14 protein-coding genes are annotated in these 19,889 nt (G+C 73.3%); 3 read left to right on the plus strand and 11 right to left on the minus strand.

Going from position 1 to position 19,889, the window contains the following annotated elements; genetic code table 11:
* Window positions 1-220: 220 nt before the first annotated feature.
* Entirely contained in the window at window positions 221-493 is a 273-nt protein-coding gene (locus D2L64_RS24150; RefSeq protein ID WP_119579499.1) for a hypothetical protein, read from the plus strand.
* A 211-nt stretch (window positions 494-704) separates the two neighbouring features.
* Here D2L64_RS24150 and nudC read toward each other — a convergent pair whose 3' ends face one another.
* The 9 genes from nudC to D2L64_RS24195 all read right to left on the minus strand — a co-directional run bounded on the left by nudC (window position 705) and on the right by D2L64_RS24195 (window position 13,822).
* A complete protein-coding gene (nudC, locus tag D2L64_RS24155; RefSeq protein ID WP_233559129.1) occupies window positions 705-1,625 on the minus strand; it encodes an NAD(+) diphosphatase in 921 nt (306 codons plus the stop codon).
* Window positions 1,626-1,720: 95 nt separating this feature from the next.
* Window positions 1,721-3,046 (minus strand): M16 family metallopeptidase, encoded by a 1,326-nt coding sequence (locus D2L64_RS24160; protein WP_119579501.1) that lies wholly within the window; start codon window positions 3,044-3,046, stop codon window positions 1,721-1,723.
* Window positions 3,047-3,166: 120 nt separating this feature from the next.
* Complete coding sequence (locus D2L64_RS24165) at window positions 3,167-4,477, minus strand: M16 family metallopeptidase (protein WP_119579502.1); 1,311 nt, start codon at window positions 4,475-4,477, stop codon at window positions 3,167-3,169.
* A 91-nt stretch (window positions 4,478-4,568) separates the two neighbouring features.
* Window positions 4,569-4,757, minus strand: coding sequence for a hypothetical protein (locus D2L64_RS24170; protein WP_119579503.1), 189 nt, complete (start codon window positions 4,755-4,757; stop codon window positions 4,569-4,571).
* Window positions 4,758-5,008: 251 nt separating this feature from the next.
* Window positions 5,009-5,212, minus strand: a complete 204-nt coding sequence (locus D2L64_RS24175; RefSeq protein WP_013735772.1) for a cold-shock protein — start codon at window positions 5,210-5,212, stop codon at window positions 5,009-5,011.
* Between the two features lie 233 nt (window positions 5,213-5,445).
* The gene (locus tag D2L64_RS24180) at window positions 5,446-8,796 is read right to left on the minus strand and encodes an ATP-dependent helicase (RefSeq protein WP_119579530.1); all 3,351 of its coding nucleotides are present in this window, start codon (window positions 8,794-8,796) and stop codon (window positions 5,446-5,448) included.
* Entirely contained in the window at window positions 8,793-12,341 is a 3,549-nt protein-coding gene (locus tag D2L64_RS24185) for an ATP-dependent helicase (protein WP_119579504.1), read from the minus strand. The genes D2L64_RS24180 and D2L64_RS24185 overlap by 4 nt, the downstream gene beginning before the upstream one ends.
* A gap of 94 nt (window positions 12,342-12,435) precedes the next feature.
* Window positions 12,436-12,981, minus strand: coding sequence for an LOG family protein (locus D2L64_RS24190; RefSeq protein WP_119579505.1), 546 nt, complete (start codon window positions 12,979-12,981; stop codon window positions 12,436-12,438).
* A 4-nt stretch (window positions 12,982-12,985) separates the two neighbouring features.
* Window positions 12,986-13,822, minus strand: a complete 837-nt coding sequence (locus tag D2L64_RS24195; RefSeq protein WP_119579506.1) for an LOG family protein — start codon at window positions 13,820-13,822, stop codon at window positions 12,986-12,988.
* A 139-nt stretch (window positions 13,823-13,961) separates the two neighbouring features.
* Here D2L64_RS24195 and D2L64_RS27680 point away from each other — a divergent pair, with 139 nt between their 5' ends.
* Complete coding sequence (locus D2L64_RS27680) at window positions 13,962-14,114, plus strand: hypothetical protein (RefSeq protein WP_199714741.1); 153 nt, start codon at window positions 13,962-13,964, stop codon at window positions 14,112-14,114.
* Window positions 14,115-14,173: 59 nt separating this feature from the next.
* Here D2L64_RS27680 and dapE read toward each other — a convergent pair whose 3' ends face one another.
* Entirely contained in the window at window positions 14,174-15,247 is a 1,074-nt protein-coding gene (gene dapE, locus D2L64_RS24200; RefSeq protein WP_119579507.1) for a succinyl-diaminopimelate desuccinylase, read from the minus strand.
* A gap of 181 nt (window positions 15,248-15,428) precedes the next feature.
* Here dapE and dapD point away from each other — a divergent pair, with 181 nt between their 5' ends.
* Window positions 15,429-16,388 (plus strand): 2,3,4,5-tetrahydropyridine-2,6-dicarboxylate N-succinyltransferase, encoded by a 960-nt coding sequence (gene dapD, locus D2L64_RS24205; protein ID WP_119579508.1) that lies wholly within the window; start codon window positions 15,429-15,431, stop codon window positions 16,386-16,388.
* Between the two features lie 53 nt (window positions 16,389-16,441).
* Here dapD and D2L64_RS24210 read toward each other — a convergent pair whose 3' ends face one another.
* On the minus strand, window positions 16,442-19,735 hold the full coding sequence (locus D2L64_RS24210; RefSeq protein WP_199714743.1) for a S8 family serine peptidase: 3,294 nt from the start codon (window positions 19,733-19,735) through the stop codon (window positions 16,442-16,444).
* Window positions 19,736-19,889: the final 154 nt, after the last annotated feature.

A 19,889-nucleotide genomic window follows, 5' to 3' on the forward strand; every position in this document is an offset into this window, starting at 1 on the left:
CTTAGTCCCAGGCACGCCCGACAGGGCCGTCGGCGCAGACGCCGGCGGCCCTGTCGTCGTCCCGGCCCGGCAGGCTCGGCGAACCCGGGTCGGATGATCGGGCCGCCTTCAATACCAAAACGGACGTTTCACTTGCTGGGACGTCGACCGGGCGTACGATGACGGGGTACTTACGTGGAACTTCCACGGTTTACCCGTCGCGGTACATCCGGAGACCCAGATGCGGTTCCTGATCGTTCGCACCAGCATCCGCGCCGCCGCCGACACCGACATCACGGCCGCCTGGGCCGACGGTCACCGGCTGCGGGACGAGACCACCCGACCCGAGCTGCGCCGCCAGGTCGTCCACGCCGAGGACCGGGACGCCGCGTTCGTCCTCGCCCGAGCCCTGGCCACGGTCGGTGCCGTACGCGCCGGCAAGCAACGGATCAAGGTACTGCCGCTGGACGACCCGCGGCACCCGCCGGCCTGCCGACCGGCGCCCGACAGCTGACCCATCCCACGTCCGTCGTGGTCGACCGGCTCCCCCGCCGTGTTCCTCACCCAGCCGACCACGACGGCCCGTGTCCCCGGCCCGTGACCGCCGCGGCAACGACGGTCACGGGCCGGGGCCGCACACCACACGGGTATCGGCTCACCCGGCGGGTGGCCGCGCAGGGTCATCCCGATCCACCGCCGGGGCGTACCGGCCGGGGCCAGCTGACTCAGCAGTGCCCGTCGAGCCAACGGTGGATCAGGAACAACGCGATCGACGACGGCGGAGGCAACCGCAGCTCAGCGCCGCCCACGTCGACGGGCCGGCCGGCCAGCGCGGCGCCGATCTCCTGCCGCGAGAACCAACGCGCCTGGGCGATCTCCGCGGGGTCGACCCGCACCGGGTGCTCCGGGTCCGCGGTCGCCAGGAAGCCGAGCATCAACGAACCGGGAAACGGCCAGGCCTGGCTGCTCACGTACCGGACCTCGGTGACCGGTACGCCGACCTCCTCCTGAACCTCCCGTGCCACCGTGGCCTCGGCCGACTCCCCCGGCTCCACGTACCCGGCCAGGCAGGAGAACCGACGCTGCCCCTCGGCACTGGGCCAGGTGGCGTTGTTGCCCAGCAGGCACCGGCCGTCGACCCCGTCGACGCCGTCGTGCACGAGCACGATCATCGCCGGATCCGTACGCGGCCAGACCCGCTCGCCACCGCTGTCCACCCGGGACCAACCGGCCTCGTCCGACCTGGTCGGCTCGCCGGTCACCGGATGGTAGAGGTGGCGCAGGTGCCAGTTGGTCAACGCCAGCGCCGTGGTGAACAGGCCGGCGTCCCGGTCGCCGAGCAGGTGCCCGACCTGCCGCAGCTGCGCCGCCCGGGTGTCCGGCACGGCCGCCAACTCCGTGTGCACACAGAACACCGGCGCCCCGTCCGGCTCGACGCCAAGGAACATCGCACCGGCGGCCAACTCCGCCGGCAGGTCCACGGCGTCGACGAGGACCAGCGTCGGCACCGGGGCGTCGGTACGCACCAGGGCCCGCCCCCCGGACTCGACGTCCAGCACCAGCACCCGCGCCCCGGCCCACGCCTGGGCCAACCACTCCGGGTCGGTACGCCGGTGCGCCGCCCGGTCCAGGGTGGACCGGGCCAGCGGCGGGGCCGTCTCGCCGTGGCTGACCCGCCGGGCACCATCGCGCCGGGCACCATCCGGGCCGGCACCGTCGAGACGGGCGGTGGCGGGTCGGGTCACGACGGCACCGGCGCCGTCTCGACCGGGCTCAACGTGCTCAGCGACGAGGCGATCCGCTCGGCGTCGCCGAGCACCACGGTGACCGCCCGCGTCGGGGCAAGGTAGCGCGCCGCCGCCTCGGCCACGTCCTCGGCGCTCGCCCGGGCCAACCGGGCCGCGTGCTCGGCCAGGAAGTCCAGCCGCAGGCCGTTGCCCGCGTACGCGCTGACCAGCGATGCCAGTCCGGTCTGGGTGGAGACGCCGAGCTGGAGCGTGCCCAGCGCGTACTGCCGGGCCTGTTCCAGCTCCTCCGACGTCGGCGGCACGGTGGCCAGCCGGCCCAACTCGTAGCTGGTCTCCAGCAACGCCGGGGCGGTCACCTCGGTGGCCACCTCGGCGGAGGCCACCAGCAACGAGCCGGCCACCGAGTGCTCCACCAGCGAGTGCGGACCGTACGTGTAGCCCTTGTCCTCGCGGATGTTCTCCACCCAACGGGAGGAGAAGTAACCGCCGAAGACGAGGTTGGCCAGTTGCAGCGCGGCGTGGTCGGGATGGGTGCGCGGCACCGCCGGCAACGCCAGTCGCAGCGACGACTGCACCGAACCGGGCCGGTCGAACAGCTGCAACGGACCGGGCACCAGCGGCGGGGCCGGCGGCAACTCGGCGGGATACCCGTCGCCGTCCCAGCCGTCGAGGGCCTTCTCCGCCGCGTCCAGCGCCCGTTCCGGCCGTACGTCGCCGACCAGCACGAGCACCGCGCCCGCCGGACGCACCCGCTGGGCGTGCAGCGTCCGCAGAGCACCCGGGCGCACCGCCCGGACCTGCTCCGGCTCCGGCGTCTGCACCGCGTACGGGTGCCGACCGTAGATCCGCCTGAGCAGGGCGGTACGGGCCAGGTGAGCCGGCTGGCTACGGGCCACCTGGATCCCGTCGACCAACCGGTCCCGCTCGATGTCCACCCACTCGGCCGGGTAGCTGGCGCCGGTGAGCACCTCGGCGAGGATCTCCAGCAGCCGGTCCAGCCCGGTGGCCAGGCTGGTACCGGAGAGCATCAGCCGATCCGGGTCGAGCCCGGCGGAGAGTCCACCACCGATCCGCTGCAACTCGGCCGCGATCTGCACGCTGCTCATCGTCTCCGTGCCGGAGAGCATGGTCTGCGCGAGCAGATGCCCACGGGCCAGGTGCGCCCGAACGAACGGCATCCAGAGCCGAAGCTCGACCAGCGGGACCGCCGGGCGGCGTACCACGATCACCGTCAGCCCGTTACGGAGCGTCCGCTCGGCCTGGCGCGGCAGCTTCAGCCGACGGGTCGGACCAAGCGGCGGCAACGCCCGCACACTCATCGGGGCCACTCCTTCGTTCGCGACTGCGGGGCTCGCAAGACCGGCTCACTCCTCGCGCTCACCGAGCCCACTCCTTCGTTCGCGACTGCGGGGCTCGCAAGACCGGCTCACTCCTCGCGCTCACCGAGCACCTCCGGGGATGACTTCGACGGACGCGCGGCGTTCCGACCGCAGGGTGGTGGCGGCGGCGCGGACCTGGTCGTCGGTGACCTCGCCGACCAGTCTGGGCAGCTCGCCCAGCAGGCCCGGGTCGGTGCGCTGCTGTTCCAGCACCGCCATCCGCAGTGCCCGGCCGAGCACCGCGTCGGTGTCGCGCAGCAGGTGGGTGGCCATCCGGGCCTGGGTGCGGGCCAGCTCGCCGTCGGTGAGTCCGTCGGTGGCCAACCGGTCCAGTTCCTCGTCGACGGTACGCAGCACCTTGTCGACGTCGCCGCCGGGCGGCAGGTGCGCCTGGAGCAGCAACGCGGTCGGGTCGCGCACGTCGAACGGATCCCCCATGAACCCGAGGTACCCGCCCACGCTGGTCACCGCGCGGTCGGTGTGCACCAACCGCCCGACCAGCCGGGACGCGTCACCGTCGGTAAGCACCTCGGCCAGCACCACGTACGGCAGGTAGGCGGTGAAGTCGTCGATCGGGTCAGGCACCCGCCAGGCCGACGCCACCGCCGGCAGCGGAGCCAACTGATCGGTGTACGAGCTACGCCGCTCGGCGGTCAGCTCCGGCTCGGCGAAGTCCGGCCGATCCGGCGCCGGTCGGGCCGGTACGTCGCCGAAGTGGCGCTCGATCAGCCTGGCCGCCTCGGCCACGTCGAGGTCCCCGCTGACCGCGAGCACCGCGTTGCCACTGGCGTAGTAACGCCGGAAGAAGTCCGCCGCGTCGTCGACGGTGGCCGACTCCAGGTCGTCGAAGGAGCCGTAGCCGTCGTGCGCGTTGGGGAAGGTGTCGAACATGACCGGCGGCAGGGTCAGCCACGGGAACCCGCCGTACGGCCGGTTGAGCACGTTGACCCGGATCTCCTCCTTGACCACGTCGACCTGGTTGCGCAGGTTCTCCTCGGTCAGCCGCGGGCCGCGCATCCGATCCGCCTCGAGGAACAGCGCCCGCTCCAGGGCGTTGCTCGGCAGCGTCTCGTAGTAGTCGGTGTAGTCCAGGTGGGTGGAGCCGTTGAAGGTGCCACCGGCACCCTGCACGTGCCGGAAGTGGGCGAGCTTCTCCAGGTTCTCCGAGCCCTGGAACATCAGGTGCTCGAAGAGGTGGGCGAAGCCGGTACGTCCCTCGGGTTCGGAACGTATGCCCACGTCGTAGACGACCGCCACCCCGATGACCGGGGCGCTGCGATCGGGGGTGAGAACCACCCGCAGGCCGTTGTCGAGGGTGAACCGCTCGACCGGATACCTCGTCGCTGGGATTCTTGCTCTGCGCGTCGGCACGGATCCGACCCTAACCTCTCGGCGGACCCGAGACGTCAACCTATCCGCAGCCGACCCCCGCCGCGCCGGTCGACCGAACCGATAGTGCCGGTCATCCGGACGCGGTGCCGGGCGGGTCGGGCAGGTCCGCCGGGCCGTGCAGATCCACCAGGCTGGACGGTGCGGCCCCACCCGGCGTCACCGGCCAGGGCGTGAACGCCGCCGCCGTCGCGAGCAGCAGCCCGATCGCCGCCACCGCGACCACCAGGAGCAGTTCGCGTACCGTCGCGGAGCCCACCATGGCCCATCCTCCCCGCGCCGGGCCGTCGCCACGACGCTCCCCCAGGATCCAGCGTTCCTCGGTCGGAGGGTGCCGAACAGTCACCCACCCGACCGTCCGACGGCTGATTACCGACTCAGGGTTCCGGCGGACGGCACCGGATGTGCGAACGGCCGGGTCACCTCCGGCCGAACGTCGACCGGAGGTGACCCGACCGTTGCGATCAGGTCACGCACAAATCTCGCGCAGGCCAAAGGCGCGCGAGCCCGTGATCAGAGCGGGCGGATGTTCTCCGCCTGCGGGCCCTTCTGGCCCTGGACGACCTCGAACTCCACCCGCTGGTTCTCGTCCAGGCTGCGGTAGCCGGAGCTCTGGATCGCCGAGAAGTGGGCGAAGACGTCGGCGCCGCCGCCGTCCGGGGTGATGAAGCCGAAGCCCTTGTCAGCGTTGAACCACTTGACGGTGCCAATAGCCATGCTTGTTTCGTCTCCTTGACGGAACGTCGAACCCGCACCTGTTGCGGGGCCGGAGGGAGAAATGCCCCGTGCGGACGTGCGCGGAACACCTGTCGCTTCTGGTCGCCCCGCCCGGAGAACTCCGGACACAACAAAGTGCGCCTGGGTCGCAAATCCGCCAGGCGCACACAGAGCTGGTAACCAAAACTGCAACGCTGAGCACCGTACCACGGTTCCGGCCGGACGTCAGCAGTTCAGGACAGTTCCGGGACCGAGGCGAGCAACGCGGTGAGCCCGTCGACGTCGAGTAGGTCCGCCGGGCGGACGGTCACCCCCTCCCGCACGTAGTGGAAGGCCGCGCCGACCCGGTCGACCGGCACGCCGGCCAGCTCCGCCCAGGCCAACCGGTAGACCGCCAACTGCACCGCGGCCACCTCGGCGGCCGGGCCGGACGGGCGGGCCCCGGTCTTCCAGTCGACCACGTCGAACCGGTCGCCGGGCCGGCGGAACACCGCGTCCATCCGGCCCCGGACCACCACACCACCGATCACCGTGGCGAAGGGCACCTCCACCTCGATCGGTGCCCGGTCGGCCCACTCGCTGGCCAGGAAGCGCTGCTGCAACTCGGCCAACGCCTCGTCCGGCGCGGCGTCCGCGTCGGCCGCACCGGGCAGCTCGTCGGTGTCGAGCAGCCGGTCGGCCCCGAACCGCTGCTCCAACCAGGCGTGGAAGGCGGTGCCCCGGCGGGCGTACGGGTTCGGCTCGGTCGGCAACGGGCGGCGCAGCGTACGGGCCAACGCCACCGGATCCCGGCGCAGGGCGACCAACTGCGTCACCGACAGGTGCTCGGGCAGCACCACGTCGACCGGGCCGGACAACCGGCTCAGCTCCGCCCGCTCGGCCAGCAGCAGATCGGCCTCGCGCCGCCACCGGAGCACCTCCGGATCCACCGCGGCAGCGTCCTCGCCGGCCACGTCACCGTCGGTCAGGAACCGCCGTACCAGCGTCGCCGCCTCGGTCAGGGCCGGACGGCGCACGCCCAGCGGGTCGGCCGGCCACTCGGCACGCAACACCACCTCGGTGGTCGGGTTCACCGCGTCGGGCGTCGGCTCGGGCGCCCACTCGTCGACCAGATAGCCGGCGCCGCCGGCCAGGCAGGTGTGGTGCACCTCACGCAACAGCGCCGACGGCCCCCGTGGCCGCTTGGTGCCCTCCCCCCACCAGTGGCCCGAGCAGAGCAACAGCCGCCGGGGACGGGTGACCGCCACGTACGCCAGCCGCCGCTCCTCCCGCTCGTCGTGCGCCCGCCAGGCGTCGCCGAAGTCCGCCACCGCCCGGGCCACCCCGCGCTGGTCGTCCGCGTCGGCCAGGGCCAGTTCCGGCAGCCCGTCGGCGTCACCGCGCAGCGGGAACGGCAACACGCCCAACCCACCGAGCCAGTGGTCGGAGTTGCGTACCTGCCCCGGCCACACCCCGCGGCTGAGCCCGGCCACCGCGACCACGTCCCACTCCAACCCCTTGGCGGCGTGCGCGGTGAGGATCTGCACCGCGCCCTCGACCACCTCCACCTCGCCCGCGGCGAGCCCACGCTCCTCGTCCTCGGCCGCGGCGAGGTACGCCAGGAAACCGGCGAGCGTCGCGCCCGGGGTGTCGCCGCTGAACCGGGCGGCCACGTCGCCGAGCGCGTCCAGGTGACCACGGGCCAGGCCGGCGTCACCGGCACCGTCACGGCCGGCCCGCACCGCCACCTCGACGTCCAGGCCGGTGGTCCGTTCGATGTCCGCGATCAGCTCCGGCAACGTCTGGTCCAGCCGGTAGCGGAGCAGGCCGAGTTCCCGGGCGTACGCGCGCAACCGCGCGTACCCCTCCGCCGAGTACGCCGGTGCCGGGCCGAGATCCGCCAGCGCCTCGACCAGCGTCGCCTCGTCGAGCCGGTCCGCGACGATCTCCGGATCGCCGTCGTCGGCGAGTTGCCGGCGGGCCGCGGCGATGGCCTTGGCCCGACGGTGCAGGGCGACCAGGTCCCGCGGCCCGATCCGCCAACGGGCACCGGTGAGCAGGCGCAGCAGGGCGGCACCGTCGGTCGGGTCGGCCAGTACCCGCAGCGTGCACACCACGTCGCGGACCTCCGGGGTGTCCAGCAACCCGCCCAGCCCGACCACCTCCACCGGCAGCCCACGCTCGCGTAGGGCGGCGGCGATCGCCGGGATCTGGCTGCGCAACCGAACCAGCACCGCCGTCGTCGGGCGCAGCACGACCGGGATCTGTTCGGGCAGCGCACCGGGCATCCGGGCCGCTCCCCGCCAGGCGCCGAGCAGGCTGTCGGCGATCCAGTCGGCCTCGTCGGCGTACGTGGACAGCAGCGCGCAGTGCACGGTGCCGGCGGCGGCGCCGCGCGGGCTGCGGTGCCCGATGGGTTCGCGGACACTGAGCGCGGCGTGTAGTTCGGGCACCTGGGCACCGGCGGCCCGCAACGGGGTGGCCAGGGCGTTGGCCACCGCGAGGATCTCGGGGCGGTTACGCCAACTGGTGGTCAGCCCCAGCACCTGGGCCGGGCTGCCGTCGGTGCGGGCGAACTCGGTCGGGAAGCGGTCCAGGGTGCCGGCGCTGGCTCCCCGCCAGCCGTAGATGGACTGGCAGGGATCGCCCACCGCGGTCACCGGATGGCCGCCGCCGAACAGCGCGCCGAGTAGCACCACCTGCGCGTGGCTGGTGTCCTGGTACTCGTCGAGCAACACCACCCGGTAGCGGTCGCGCTCGATCTCGCCGACGCCCGGATGCTCCCGGGCCACCCGGGCGGCCCGGGCCAACTGGTCGGCGAAGTCCATCGCCTCGAAGTCGTCCTTGCGCCGGGCGTACGCGCGCACCAGCGGCAGCAGCTTCAACCGGGTCCGTTGCAGGGCCAGGGCCTTGCGCACATCGGCGTAGACCCGCCCCGGACGGGCCTGCACGTCGGCGAAGAACCGGCCCGTCCAGGCGGCCAGGACGTCCGGATCGACCAGGTGCTCGTCCAGCTCCCCGGCGAGCGCCAGCACCGCGTCCGTGACGGTGCTGGGCATCCGGTCCACCTCGGACATGTCCCCGTCGTAGTTGCGCACGATCAGGTCGACCAGCTGCCAGCGGGACGCCTCGGTGAGCAGCCGGGTGGACGGCTCGTAGCCGGCGCGCAGCCCGTGTTCGGTGACGATCCGTCCGGCGTACGAGTGGTAGGTGGCCACCGTCGGTTCCCCGGCCAGCGGATCGTCGAACGAGTCCCGACCGCGCCGCCCGATCCGCCGGATCAGCTGGTCGAGCCGGGTACGCACCCGGTGGGCCAGCTCACCGGCGGCCTTGCGGGTGAAGGTGAGGCCGAGGATCTGCTCCGGCCGGACGTACGAGTTCGCCACCAGCCAGACGACCCGCGCGGCCATCGTCTCCGTCTTGCCCGAGCCGGCACCCGCGACGACCAGCAGTGGCTCCACCGGGGCGGCGATGATCGCCGCCTGTTCCCGGGTCGGTGCCGGCAGCCGCAGCAGCTTGGCCAGCTCCACCGGGGTGTAGCGGGGACCGGAGTCGGCCGCCCGGGGCGCCGGTGCGCTCGGGTTGAACAGGGCGGGCTGGGTCACGGCTCGACCACCTGCCGGCCCTGCCCCGACACCGGGCAGCTGGTGCGTACCGGGCAGACCCGGCACTTCGAGTTGGCGACCGCGGCGAAGGTGGCCGCGGCCATCGTGTCGGCGGTGCGCCGGACCAGCGCGGTGGCCCAACCGGCCTCCGGTCCGTCGGTGCTGGCCGGTTGGGCCTGCTCCCGGGCGTCGCGGGCGCCGGTGCCGAGCTGCACCAGGGCCGCCCCGCCCGGCTCGTCGCCGAACTCGGCGAACGCCCCCGCCTCCACCGCCGCCTGGTACGCGCCCAGCTGCGGATGCTCGGCCACCTCACGCTCGGTGACCGCGGTGGACTTGCCGGTCTTGAGGTCGATCACCACCAGCCGCCCGTCCTCGTCCACCTCCAGCCGGTCCACCCGGCCGACCAGCTCGACCGGCCGCCGTGGGTCGTCGAGGCGTACCGCGAACTCGTGTTCGATGGCGAGCAGCCGGCGCGGGTTCGCGGCCAACCAGCGCAGCAGCTTGTCGACCATCGCCTCGGCGCGGGTCCGCTCCGGCCCGACCATCCAGCGGGCGGCCAGCTCGATCGCGTCGAACCGGGCGGCGACGTACTCCAGCAAGGCGCTGCGGTCGGCGCTGGCGTCCTCGGCGAGCATCGCCGCCGCGTGCACCAGGTTGCCGACGCCCTGCGCCGCGCTGGCCGGGGTGCTGCCGCCGTGCCGTTCGAGCAGCCAGCGCAGGCTGCACCGCAGCGCGCTCTCCATGCCCGAGGGGGTGACCCGGACCGCCTCCCCCGGGTCGACCAGCGGACGGTCGTCGGAGAGCGGCCGCAGCCCCCACCAGTCGTCCGGGTGCGCCCCGGGGACACCGGCGGCCGCCAACCGGGCCAACTCGGCCGCCGCCAGCCGGCGCCGGGCCGGCGACGCCGCCGGATCGACCGTCGCGGTACGCAGCTCCGCCACCAGCGCGGGCAGGGTGAGCGCCCGCGGCGGCCGGCTCACCGGCAGGGTACGCGGCCCCGCCTCGTCGCCCGCCTCGGCGCGCTCCGCACCGCCCGGCTCCGCACCGCTCGGCTCGGTCACGGGCAGCTCGGTCACGGGCAGCTCGGTCACGGGCGGATTCCGGGGGTCGTCGGCGGGTGCCGCGCAACCGCCACCCGGCCCCGTCGGACCGGCGGTGGACGGGGACGGGGAGCCGGTGCCGTCGGCGGGTGGCGTGCCGGGGCCGAGTTCGTAGAGGAAGCGGCTGGGTTGCTCCTCGTGGTCGTCGCCGCCCACGGCGGCGGAGGCGACCGCGCTGACCAGTAGCCGGCGCCGGGCCCGGGTCACCGCGACGTGGAACAGCCGCCGCTCCTCGTCCAGCAGTGCGGAGGTCTGCCCGACCCGGCTGGCCACCCCGTCCGCACCGTCCGCCCGGCCGGCCAGCACGTCGACCAGTCGTTCCGAACCGAGCAGACTGCCACGCAGGCGCAGGTCGGGCCAGACTCCCTCCTGCACCCCGGCGACGGCGACCAGATCCCACTCCAGTCCCTTGGCCGCGTGGGCGGTGAGCAGCCGGACGGCGTCCCCCCGGTCGGCGGTCGGGGCGAGGGTGTCGGCGGGCAACTCCTGACCGAGCACGTGGTCGAGGAAGACCTCGGTACGCGCACCGGGCAGCCGATCGGTGAACCGGGCGGCCGCGTCGAAGAGGACCAGCACGGCGTCCAGGTCGCGGTCGGCCGCCTCGGCCCGGCGACGGCGGGCGAGATCACCCTCACCGGCGACGGCCGGGCCCGGCGTCAGGGCCGACGACCACAGCTCGGCGAGCCCGCTGGCCCGCCACACGGCCCAGAGCACGTCCTCGACGGTGGCGCCCGGCCGACCGGCCGTCTCCCGGGCCACCGCCAGCAACCCGGCGACGGTCTGCGCCGGCTCGGCCCAGCGCCGCTGCACCGCGGCCAACTCGGCCGGATCACGCAGCGCCTCGACGATCAGCTCGCCGGAGGGGCGACGGTCGCCGCCGGCCAGGGCGATGGCCCGCAGCCCCTGCCGCAACCGCCGCTCGGCCAGCGGATCGGCGCCGCCGAGGGGCGAGTGCAGCAGGGCGACCGCCGCCTCCTCGTCGAGCCGCTCCGGCTCCAACGCGCAGCGCAGCAGCAACAACAACGGCGCGACCGCCGGTTGCAGGTGCAGCGGCAGGTCCTCGCCGTGCACCACGGTGGGTACCCCCGCCGCGTGCAGGGCCCGGCGTAGCGCCGGCAGCTGCCGGCCGGTGGAGCGGACCAGCACCGCCATCCGCGCCCAGGGCAGCCCGCCGAGCAGGTGCGCCTCGCGCAACGCGTGTGCCAGCCAGGCCGCCTCGCTGGTGGCCGAGCGGAAGGTGCGGACCTCCACCGCACCCGGCGGCGCGTCCGGCAACGGACGCATCCGGCGGTGCGTCGCCGGGCCGCGCAACCGTCGGGCCAGCCGGTTGGCGGCGGCCAGCAACCGCGCACCACCGCGGTGGTTGGTGGTCAGCAACACCTGCGCGGCGGGCGCCCCCGAGGCGGTCCGGAACCGGTGCGGGAAGGTCGTCACCCCGGCCGGGTCGGCGCCCCGGAAGGCGTACGTGGACGAGTCCGGGTCGGCGAAGGCGACCAGCGGTGGACCGCCACCGGCGACCGTCTCCAGCAGGTCGAGCTGGGCGGGGTCGGTGTCGGCCAACTCGTCGACATAGACGTGGGTCAACCGATGTCGCTCGGCGGCGAGCAGTTCCGGGTCGTCGCGCAGCAGCCCGGTGGCCGCCCGGACCAGTTCCGCCGGGTCGTATGCCACCGAGCCCCGGTTGGCGACGTCGCGCAGCGCGAGGACGGCGACGTACTCCCGGAGGAACCTCGCAGCGGCGGGCCAGTCATCGCGGCCGAGCCGCTCGCCGATGCGGGCCAACTGCGCCGGGCCCACCCCCCGCTCGGCCGCCCGCATCAGCAGGTCGCGCAGCTGGGCCGCGAACGCCCGGGTCCGCAGTGCCGGGCGCAGGTCCGCCGGCCAGCCGACCGGGTCGGCGTCCGGCTCCTCGCCGACCGCGTCGAGCAGCTCGCGGATGATCAGATCCTGTTCCGGACCGGTGAGCAGCCGGGGCGACGGCTCGCCCCGCTGGGCGGCCGCGCGGCGCAGCAGTCCGAAGGCGTACGCGGGGAAGGTACGCACCAGCGGCTCGCGCAGCACCCGCTGCCCGGTGGCGGCGATCCGCGCCTCGATCCGGTGCCGCAGGTCGGTGGCGCCCCGCCGGCTGAAGGTGAGCACCAGGATCCGCTCCGGGTCGACGCCCTCGGCGACCCGCGCGGCGACCGCCTCGACGAGGGTGTGGGTCTTCCCGGTGCCCGGTCCACCGAGGACCAGCATCGGCCCGGCGGTGTGCCCGACGACCTCGGCCTGCCCCGGGTCGTCCACCGGCCCTTCGGTGGAGCCGGGCCCCTCGGTCGACCCCCCGGACCCGCCAAGCCCCTCGGTCGACCCGGTGGGCCCACCAGGCACCTCGGTCGGCCTCCCGGGCCGACCGATCCCCCCGGTCGGCCCGCCGGGCCGACGCACCAGCCGGTACGCCTGCATCCCGACATCCCATCACGGCCCTGCGACAGCGGTTACCGCACCACGCCCGCCCGAGCCCCAGCTCACGCTCTGCCTGCCCGGCGGCGACGGGGAGTCAGGGCAGCTGCGATTCGATGGTGTCGAGGGCGGCGGGAACGGTGTCGACGAGCCGGAGCAGGTCGAAGCCGGCGGGTTTGAGGAAGGTCTGGTCGGTCAGCGCGCGCAGCCAGTCCAGCAGCGGGGCGTAGAAGCCGTCGGTGTCCACCAGCACCATCGGCTTGCGGTGCAGGGCGAGCGTCGCGGTGGTCCAGACCTCGAAGAGTTCGTCGAGCGTGCCGAGACCGCCGGGCAGCGTGAGGAAGGCGTCCGACTTCTCGATCATGACGATCTTCCGGCTGGCCATCGAGTCGGTGACCACCAGTTCGTCGGAGGCGAGGTCGGCGACTTCGAGGTCGACCAGCGCCTGCGGGATCACGCCGACCGTGCGGCCACCGGCCGCCCGGGCACCGTCGACCAGCGCGCCCATCATCCCGACGCAGCCGCCGCCGCTGACCAGGGTGTGCCCCCGCCGGGCGAGCTCCGCTCCGGTGGCCGCCGCCAGGTCCAGCCAGCGCTGGTCGAGGGTGCGGGAGGAGGCGCAGAACACGCAGATCGCCGCCATCTGGTCAGCGCTCCGATTCCGCGGCCGCCGCCTGCTGGTCGGCCGCGGTACGGGCCACCGCGTCCTCGCGTACCGCCTCCTGCTCGGCGTTGAGCGCGGCCTCGGCCTCCACGATGTGCCGGACCGCCGCCGCCACCTCGTCGGTGACGCAGATCAGGTCCAGGTCCACCGGACCGATCTTGCCCTCCGCGGCCATCGTGTCGCGCAGCCAGTCGAGCAGGCCCTGCCAGTAGTCGACGCCCATCAGCACCACCGGGAACCGGGTGACCTTGCCGGTCTGCACCAGGGTGAGCGCCTCGAACAGCTCGTCCATGGTGCCGAAGCCGCCGGGCAGGACGACGAACGCCTGGGCGTACTTGACGAACATGGTCTTGCGGGCGAAGAAGTAGCGGAAGTCGATGGCCAGGTCGACCCAGTCGTTGATGCCCTGCTCGAAGGGGAGCTCGATGCCGAGGCCGACCGACCGCCCGCCGGCCTCACTCGCGCCCCGGTTGGCCGCCTCCATCACGCCGGGACCACCACCGGTGATCACCGCGTAACCGGCCCTCGCCAGCGCCGCTCCCAGCGCCTCGGCGAGTTGACACTCCGGGCTGTCCGGTTTGCTGCGGGCCGAGCCGAAGACGCTGACCGCCGGCGGCAGGTCGGCGAGGGTGTCGAACCCCTCGACGAACTCGGACAGTATGCGCAGCGCGCGCCAGGAGTCCTTGGTCCGCCAGTCGGCTCGCGCCCGTGAATCCAGCAGCCCCTGATCGGCGGTGCTGGTGGGGATCGCCTGCCGACGCATCGTGACGGCGCCGCGATGCCGCTCCTGTCCTGGTTCGCGGTGGTTGCTCTGGCTCATGGGAGCAACCGTAGTGGAGTCCCGCCGAAGAACCCGGCAAACACTTCGTGATCTTGTGCAACCAAATCGCTTTGCCGTACGTCTTACTATTCACATACCGGGTATGCCCCGGCACGCAGGCTTCGGGGGAGGAGACGGCGTGATCACCAGTAACGAACGGATTCGGATCCGGCGCCAGATGCAGCGGCGCATCCGCGACGTGGTGGCCGAGCGCCGCCGGGCCCGCCTGCTGGAAGGCCCGCCCGAGCCGCCCACCGAACCCGCCGCCGAAGCCCACCTCACCGCGGTCTGACCTGCCGACACCGCGGCCTGAGCCGCCACGCCGCCGGCTGAACCGCCACGCCGCAGTGCTCAGGTCGAGGCGAGCCAGCGGTGCAGGGTGGCGGCGCCGTCGCGGATCTTGCCGATCTCGACGTGCTCGTCCGGGTGGTGGGCCAGGTTCGGGTCACCCGGGCCGAAGTTCAGCGCCGGGATGCCGAGCGCCGCGAACCGGGACACATCCGTCCAGCCCAGCTTGCCGACCGGAGCGGCACCGACCGCGGCCAGGAACTCCCGCGCCGGCAGGGCGTCCAGCCCGGGCAGCGCACCGGGTGCGCAGTCGGTCACCGTCAGCTCGTAGCCCGCGAGGACCTCGCGCAGGTGCGCCTCGGCCTCGGCCGGCGTACGGTCCGGCGCGAAGCGGTAGTTGACCTCGATCTCGCACCGGTCCGGCACCACGTTGCCGGCGACCCCGCCGTGGATCCGCACCGCGTTCATCCCCTCGCGGTACTCGCACCCGTCGATGGTGACCCGGCGGGCCTGGTACCCGGCGAGCCGGCGCAGCACCTCACCGGCGGCGTGCACGGCGTTGACGCCGTGCCAGGAACGCGCCGAGTGGGCCCGCACACCGGTGGTCACCACCGTCGCCCGCATGGTCCCCTGGCAGCCGGCCTCCACCAGGCCGTACGTCGGCTCCAGCAGCACCGCGAAGTCGGCCTCCAGCCACTCGGGATGCGCCGCGGAGACCAGGGTGAGCCCGTTGTACCGGGACTCGATCTCCTCCGCCTCGTAGAAGAAGTACGTCACGTCGTAGCGCGGGTCGGGCAGATGCACCGCCAGCTGGAGCGCGAAGGCCACCCCCGACTTCATGTCCGAGGTGCCGCAGCCGTACATCAGGTCGCCCCGCACGGTGGAGGGGAAGTTGTTGTTCAGCGGGACGGTGTCCAGGTGCCCGGCCAGCACCACCCGGGTGGCCCGGCCCAGGTCGGTCCGCGCCATCACCGTGTTGCCGTGCCGGTACGTGGTCAGGTGCGGCGCGGCACGTAGTACCTCCTCCACGCAGTCGGCGATGGCCTTCTCGTCGAGGGACACCGACTCGATGTCGACCAGGGCGCGGGTCAGCGCCACCGGATCGGCGAGGACCTCGGGGGTAAGCGGGTTCTCCATGGTCCGCACGGTACCGTCACAATCGGCGACCGCGAGACGCGAGCCCTTCGGCGCAGCGCGCGGAGTGCGCTCGCAAGCCCCGCGGCCGCGAGCAGCAGCCAGCACACGAAGCGCACGCAGGGCGTTCGCGAGCCGCAGTCGCGAGCACAGCCCGCGCAGCATGGGAACAAGGGGTGAGTAAGTGACGTCCACACAATCCGCGTGGGGCATCGGCCTGGCCACCGTCACCGCCGAAGACCAGGTCCTCGACACCTGGTACCCGACCGGCAAGTTGGGTCTGGGCGAGTTGCCGCTGGTGCCCGGCGAGGACGAGGCCGACGTGCTGGACCTGCCGCCGGGGGCGATCGGGGACCGGGCGCTGCCCGGTCTGCGTACCGTGCAGGTGGTCACCGTGATCGGCTCGCTGGACGACCCGATCAAGGACGCGGCCGACGCGTACCTGCGGCTGCACCTGCTCTCGCACCGCCTGGTGCGACCCAACGAGCTGAACCTCGACGGCGTCTTCGGCAAGCTGGCCAACGTGGCCTGGACCTCCGCCGGGCCGTGCCCGCCGGAGCGGGTCGACGAGCTGCGCGTGATCGAGCGGGCCGCCGGCCGCCACCTGGCCGTGTACGGGGTGGACAAGTTCCCCCGGATGACCGACTACGTGGTGCCCTCCGGGGTGCGGATCGCCGACGCCGACCGGGTCCGCCTCGGCGCCCACCTCGCCGCCGGCAGCACGGTCATGCACGAGGGCTTCGTCAACTTCAACGCCGGCACGCTCGGCACCTCCATGGTCGAGGGCCGGATCGTGCAGGGCGTGGTGGTCGGCGACGGCTCCGACATCGGCGGTGGGGCCTCCATCATGGGCACCCTCTCCGGTGGCGGCACCGACCGGGTACGCGTCGGCGAGCGCAGCCTGATCGGGGCGAACGCCGGAGTCGGCATCTCGCTCGGCGACGACTGCGTGGTCGAGGCGGGCTGCTACATCACCGCCGCCTCGAAGATCACCCTGCCGGACGGCCGGGTGGTCAAGGCCCGTGAGCTGTCCGGCGTCGACGGGCTGCTGTTCTGGCGCAACTCGGTCAGCGGAGCGCTGGAGGCGAAGCCGCGTACCGGGCAGGGCATCACCCTCAACGCCGCCCTGCACGCCAACGACTGAGACACGGGTGCCCCGGTGGGCCCGGCGCCACCGCGCCGGGCCCACCGTGCGGCTCACCGCAGGCGGTACGCCTGGATGGTCCGCTGGGTCACCGTGCTGCCGGTGCTGTCCTCGGCACTGGCCCGCAGCGACACGTGACCGGCACCGCGCGGGTGCCGCACGGTGGCCTGCCAGCCACTACCGACCTTCTTCACCTTGGCCCGCTGCCAGGTCCGGCCGCCGTCGTAGGAGACCTCGACGGTCAACGACCTGGTCCGCCCGGCCGAGGCGCCGCTCTGACGCTGCACCTGGACCGGGATGACGAAGGACCGGCCGGCCGGCGCGGCGTTGTTCGCGTCCAGTCGGGGCGCGAACCTGATCAGACCGACCGGCAGCCGGACCGGCTCGTCGCCCCGTACCTGCCGGGACCGGAAGGTCCACGTGGTGGCGACCTCCGTGCCCAGGTCGGTGAAGCTGCGCTTGGCCGACGTCTCCAGCCGGTACGTCGCCTTCCCGGCCGGTACCTCGAACTGTCCCCAACCGTGCTCGGGGCCCTCCCCGACCAGCTTGCCGTTGCGGTACAACGCGGTACGCGAGACGTCCGCCAGCGAACCACCCGGGTGACCCGCCGCGTCGCTGTGCATCGGTACGGCCAGCGTGATCACGTCACCCTGCCGGGTCACGCCCTCCTCCGGCCACCTCGGCTGCGGGAACGACGGCCCGTACGGCGCCCCGTTCCAGGTGTCCTGGTAGTGCCGACCAGCCCGGTACGTCATCGGCTCGGACCAGAAGGCGGCCACCAGGTCCAGCCACGGCAGGTCCTCGACCGGCGTGCCGAAGGCCAGTTCGGTACTCCAGCGCACCTGCCTGGTGTTGTAGTACTCGACCCGCTGCCCCGGCACCTTGACGTGCAGCACGGCCGCCCAGCCACCCAGGTCGGGTTCGGCGACGGGGAAGGCGAGCCGTTCGGCGAGGGCACCGGGATAGCCACCCTGGAACCGCTGGGTGACCTTGGCCAGGTCGGTGTTGCGGTAGTGCTTGGTCACCCCGTTGGGCAGCCGGCCGGGGAAGTACTCGGCCAGGCCGTAGAAGTACGGGCTGTTGGTCACCGCAAGGTCGGCGAACTGGCTGGCCACCGAGCCGACGAAACGGTCCGCCGGCACCGCCCGGCCGACCTGCCCGATGGCGAGGCCGGTGAAGTCCTCGGCGAGCACGCCGAAACCGGCGCTGCCGAGGTCGCCGAGCAGGAAGGTGGCGTCGGCGACGACCAACGCGGGCTTCGCCGAACGGTCCGGCACGGTCAGCCGCACCGGGCCCGCCTTGCGCGCGTCGAGCGTCATCGCGGTCGCCCCGTCGACGGTCAACTCCGGGCGGACCAGCATGGCCACGCTCTCGGTCGCCTCATCCCACAGGTAGCTGGCGACGCCGTACCGGCCCTTGGGCACCCGGATCTCGACGGTACCGGACGGGTCGTACGCGTAGACGTCGCTGAAGTCGTCCAGCCCGATCAGGAAGGTGAGGTAGTCGTCCGGCGCGGATCCGTCGAGGCCCAGGTGCCGCAGGGTCACCGGGTAGCTCTCCACCTCCTTGTGGACCGCCACCGGGGTCGTCGCCACCGTGTCACCGGAGCGGGCGAGCACCCGGCCGGTGTAGTAACCGTCGGGGCTGTCGACGCTGGTGTCGGCGGTGACGGTGACCGACGCCGTACCGCCGGCCGGCACCACGACCTGCTGGGCGCTCAGCGCGAACATGCCGGCCGGGGTCGGCTCCCCACCGGGGCCGGCGAGCTGGAGCGTGAGGTCCAGGGTGATCGCCGTGTCGCCGGTGTTGCGCCAGCTCAGCTCCCTGGTGATCGGCTCGTCGTCGTCGTGCGGCCAGAGGGTACGACCGAACGAGACGCTGGCCGGCTCGCTGACCACCGTCTGGGTGATCGCCCGGGCGACGTCGACCCGACCGGCCCCCTGCTGGTACGCGCTCAACTCCGGGTGGGGCTGGGCGGAGGCCATCAGGGTGGCCTTGAGCTGCTCGGCGGTGGCGTCGCCGCGCTGCTGGGCGAGCAGGGCCGCGGCCCCGGCCACGTGCGGCGCGGACATCGAGGTGCCGGAGAGCGAGACGTACTGCTCCCCGACCGGTTCGCCGAGCAGCGTGCCGGCGCCCCGAGCCGCGACGATGTCGACGCCGGGAGCGGTGATCTCCGGCTTCAACGCGTCGTCGCCGGTACGCGGACCCTGGCTGGAGAAGTAGGCGAGTTCGTCGTCCCGGTCGACCGCACCGACCGCGAGGGCGGCGTCCGCGCTGGCGGGCGAGCCCACGGTGCCAGCCCGGCCGCTGTTGCCGGCCGAGATGACGAAGAGCGCGCCGGTCTGCTCGGTCAGCGTGTTGACGGCCTCCTCCAGTGGGTCGACCTCCGGAGTGTCCATCCCGCCCAGACTCAGGTTGATCACGTCGGCCTGCTGGTCGACGGCGGCCCACTGCATGCCGGCCAGGATGGCCGACTCGGTGCAGCCGTACTCCTCGCAGACCTTGCCGGAGAGCAGGGTCGCGTCCGGAGCCACGCCCCGGTTCCGCCCGCCGGAGGCGGCACCGCTGCCGGCGATGATCGAGGCGACGTGGGTGCCGTGCCCCACGATGTCACCCGGATCCGCTTCCTCGGTGAAGTTGTACGCCTCGGCGACCCGCCCGGTCAGGTCCGGGTGGGCGGCGTCGACGCCGGTGTCCAGCACCGCCACGCGCACCCCCTGGCCGGTGTAGCCGGCCTGGTGGGCGGCGGGGGCACCGATCTGCGGCACGCTGTGCTCCAGCGTCAGCTGGCGCCTGCCGTCGAGCCAGACCCGCTCGACACCCCCCGCCACGTCGATTCGGGCCTGACTGCCGGCCATCGCGGCCCAGAGCTGGCCGACCCGCTGCTTGTCGGCGGTCGCCGCGGACCCGCCGATGGCCGGCAGGTCCCGGACCACGGTCACCGCGTCGGGTGCGGAGCTACGCCGGGCCGTACCCGCCTGGTAGGTCAGCAGCAGCGGCAGATCGTCCCGCCGGGCGTCGTCGTAGCCAGCGGCGATCAGCCCGGCCACGTCGAAGAGCCGCCGGTCGACCCGGCCGTCGCGGATCAACGGCAGGGCGTCCTGCGGGATGACCCAACGGTGGCCATCCTGCCGCTGGGTGAGGAAGCGGATGCCGGAGCGTCCCTCGGCGGGTCGTACGCTCGCCGCCCCGGACGCGCTCAGGGTGACCCGGTCACCGGTGATCAGGGTGACGGTCTGCTGCCCCACCGACGCCGGTGCGGCGGCGGTGACCTGGGTGGACTGTGGTGCGGTCGGTTCGGCGGGCGCGGCCGGCGCGGCGCCGGGCGCGCCGAGCACCAGCACCATCGCCAGTCCGATGGCGGTCAGTTTGCTGCTTCGTTGCAACTGATCCTCCTCGTGGAGCGTCTACATCGATGAGGACACATCGATGCCCCTAGACTTGCATACCGAGTATGCAAAGTGGAGTCCAGAATTCGACGAAGTTGATTCCAGACTTCGA

This window comes from Micromonospora radicis (genome assembly GCF_003583405.1).
GTDB classification, from domain to species: domain Bacteria; phylum Actinomycetota; class Actinomycetes; order Mycobacteriales; family Micromonosporaceae; genus Micromonospora; species Micromonospora radicis.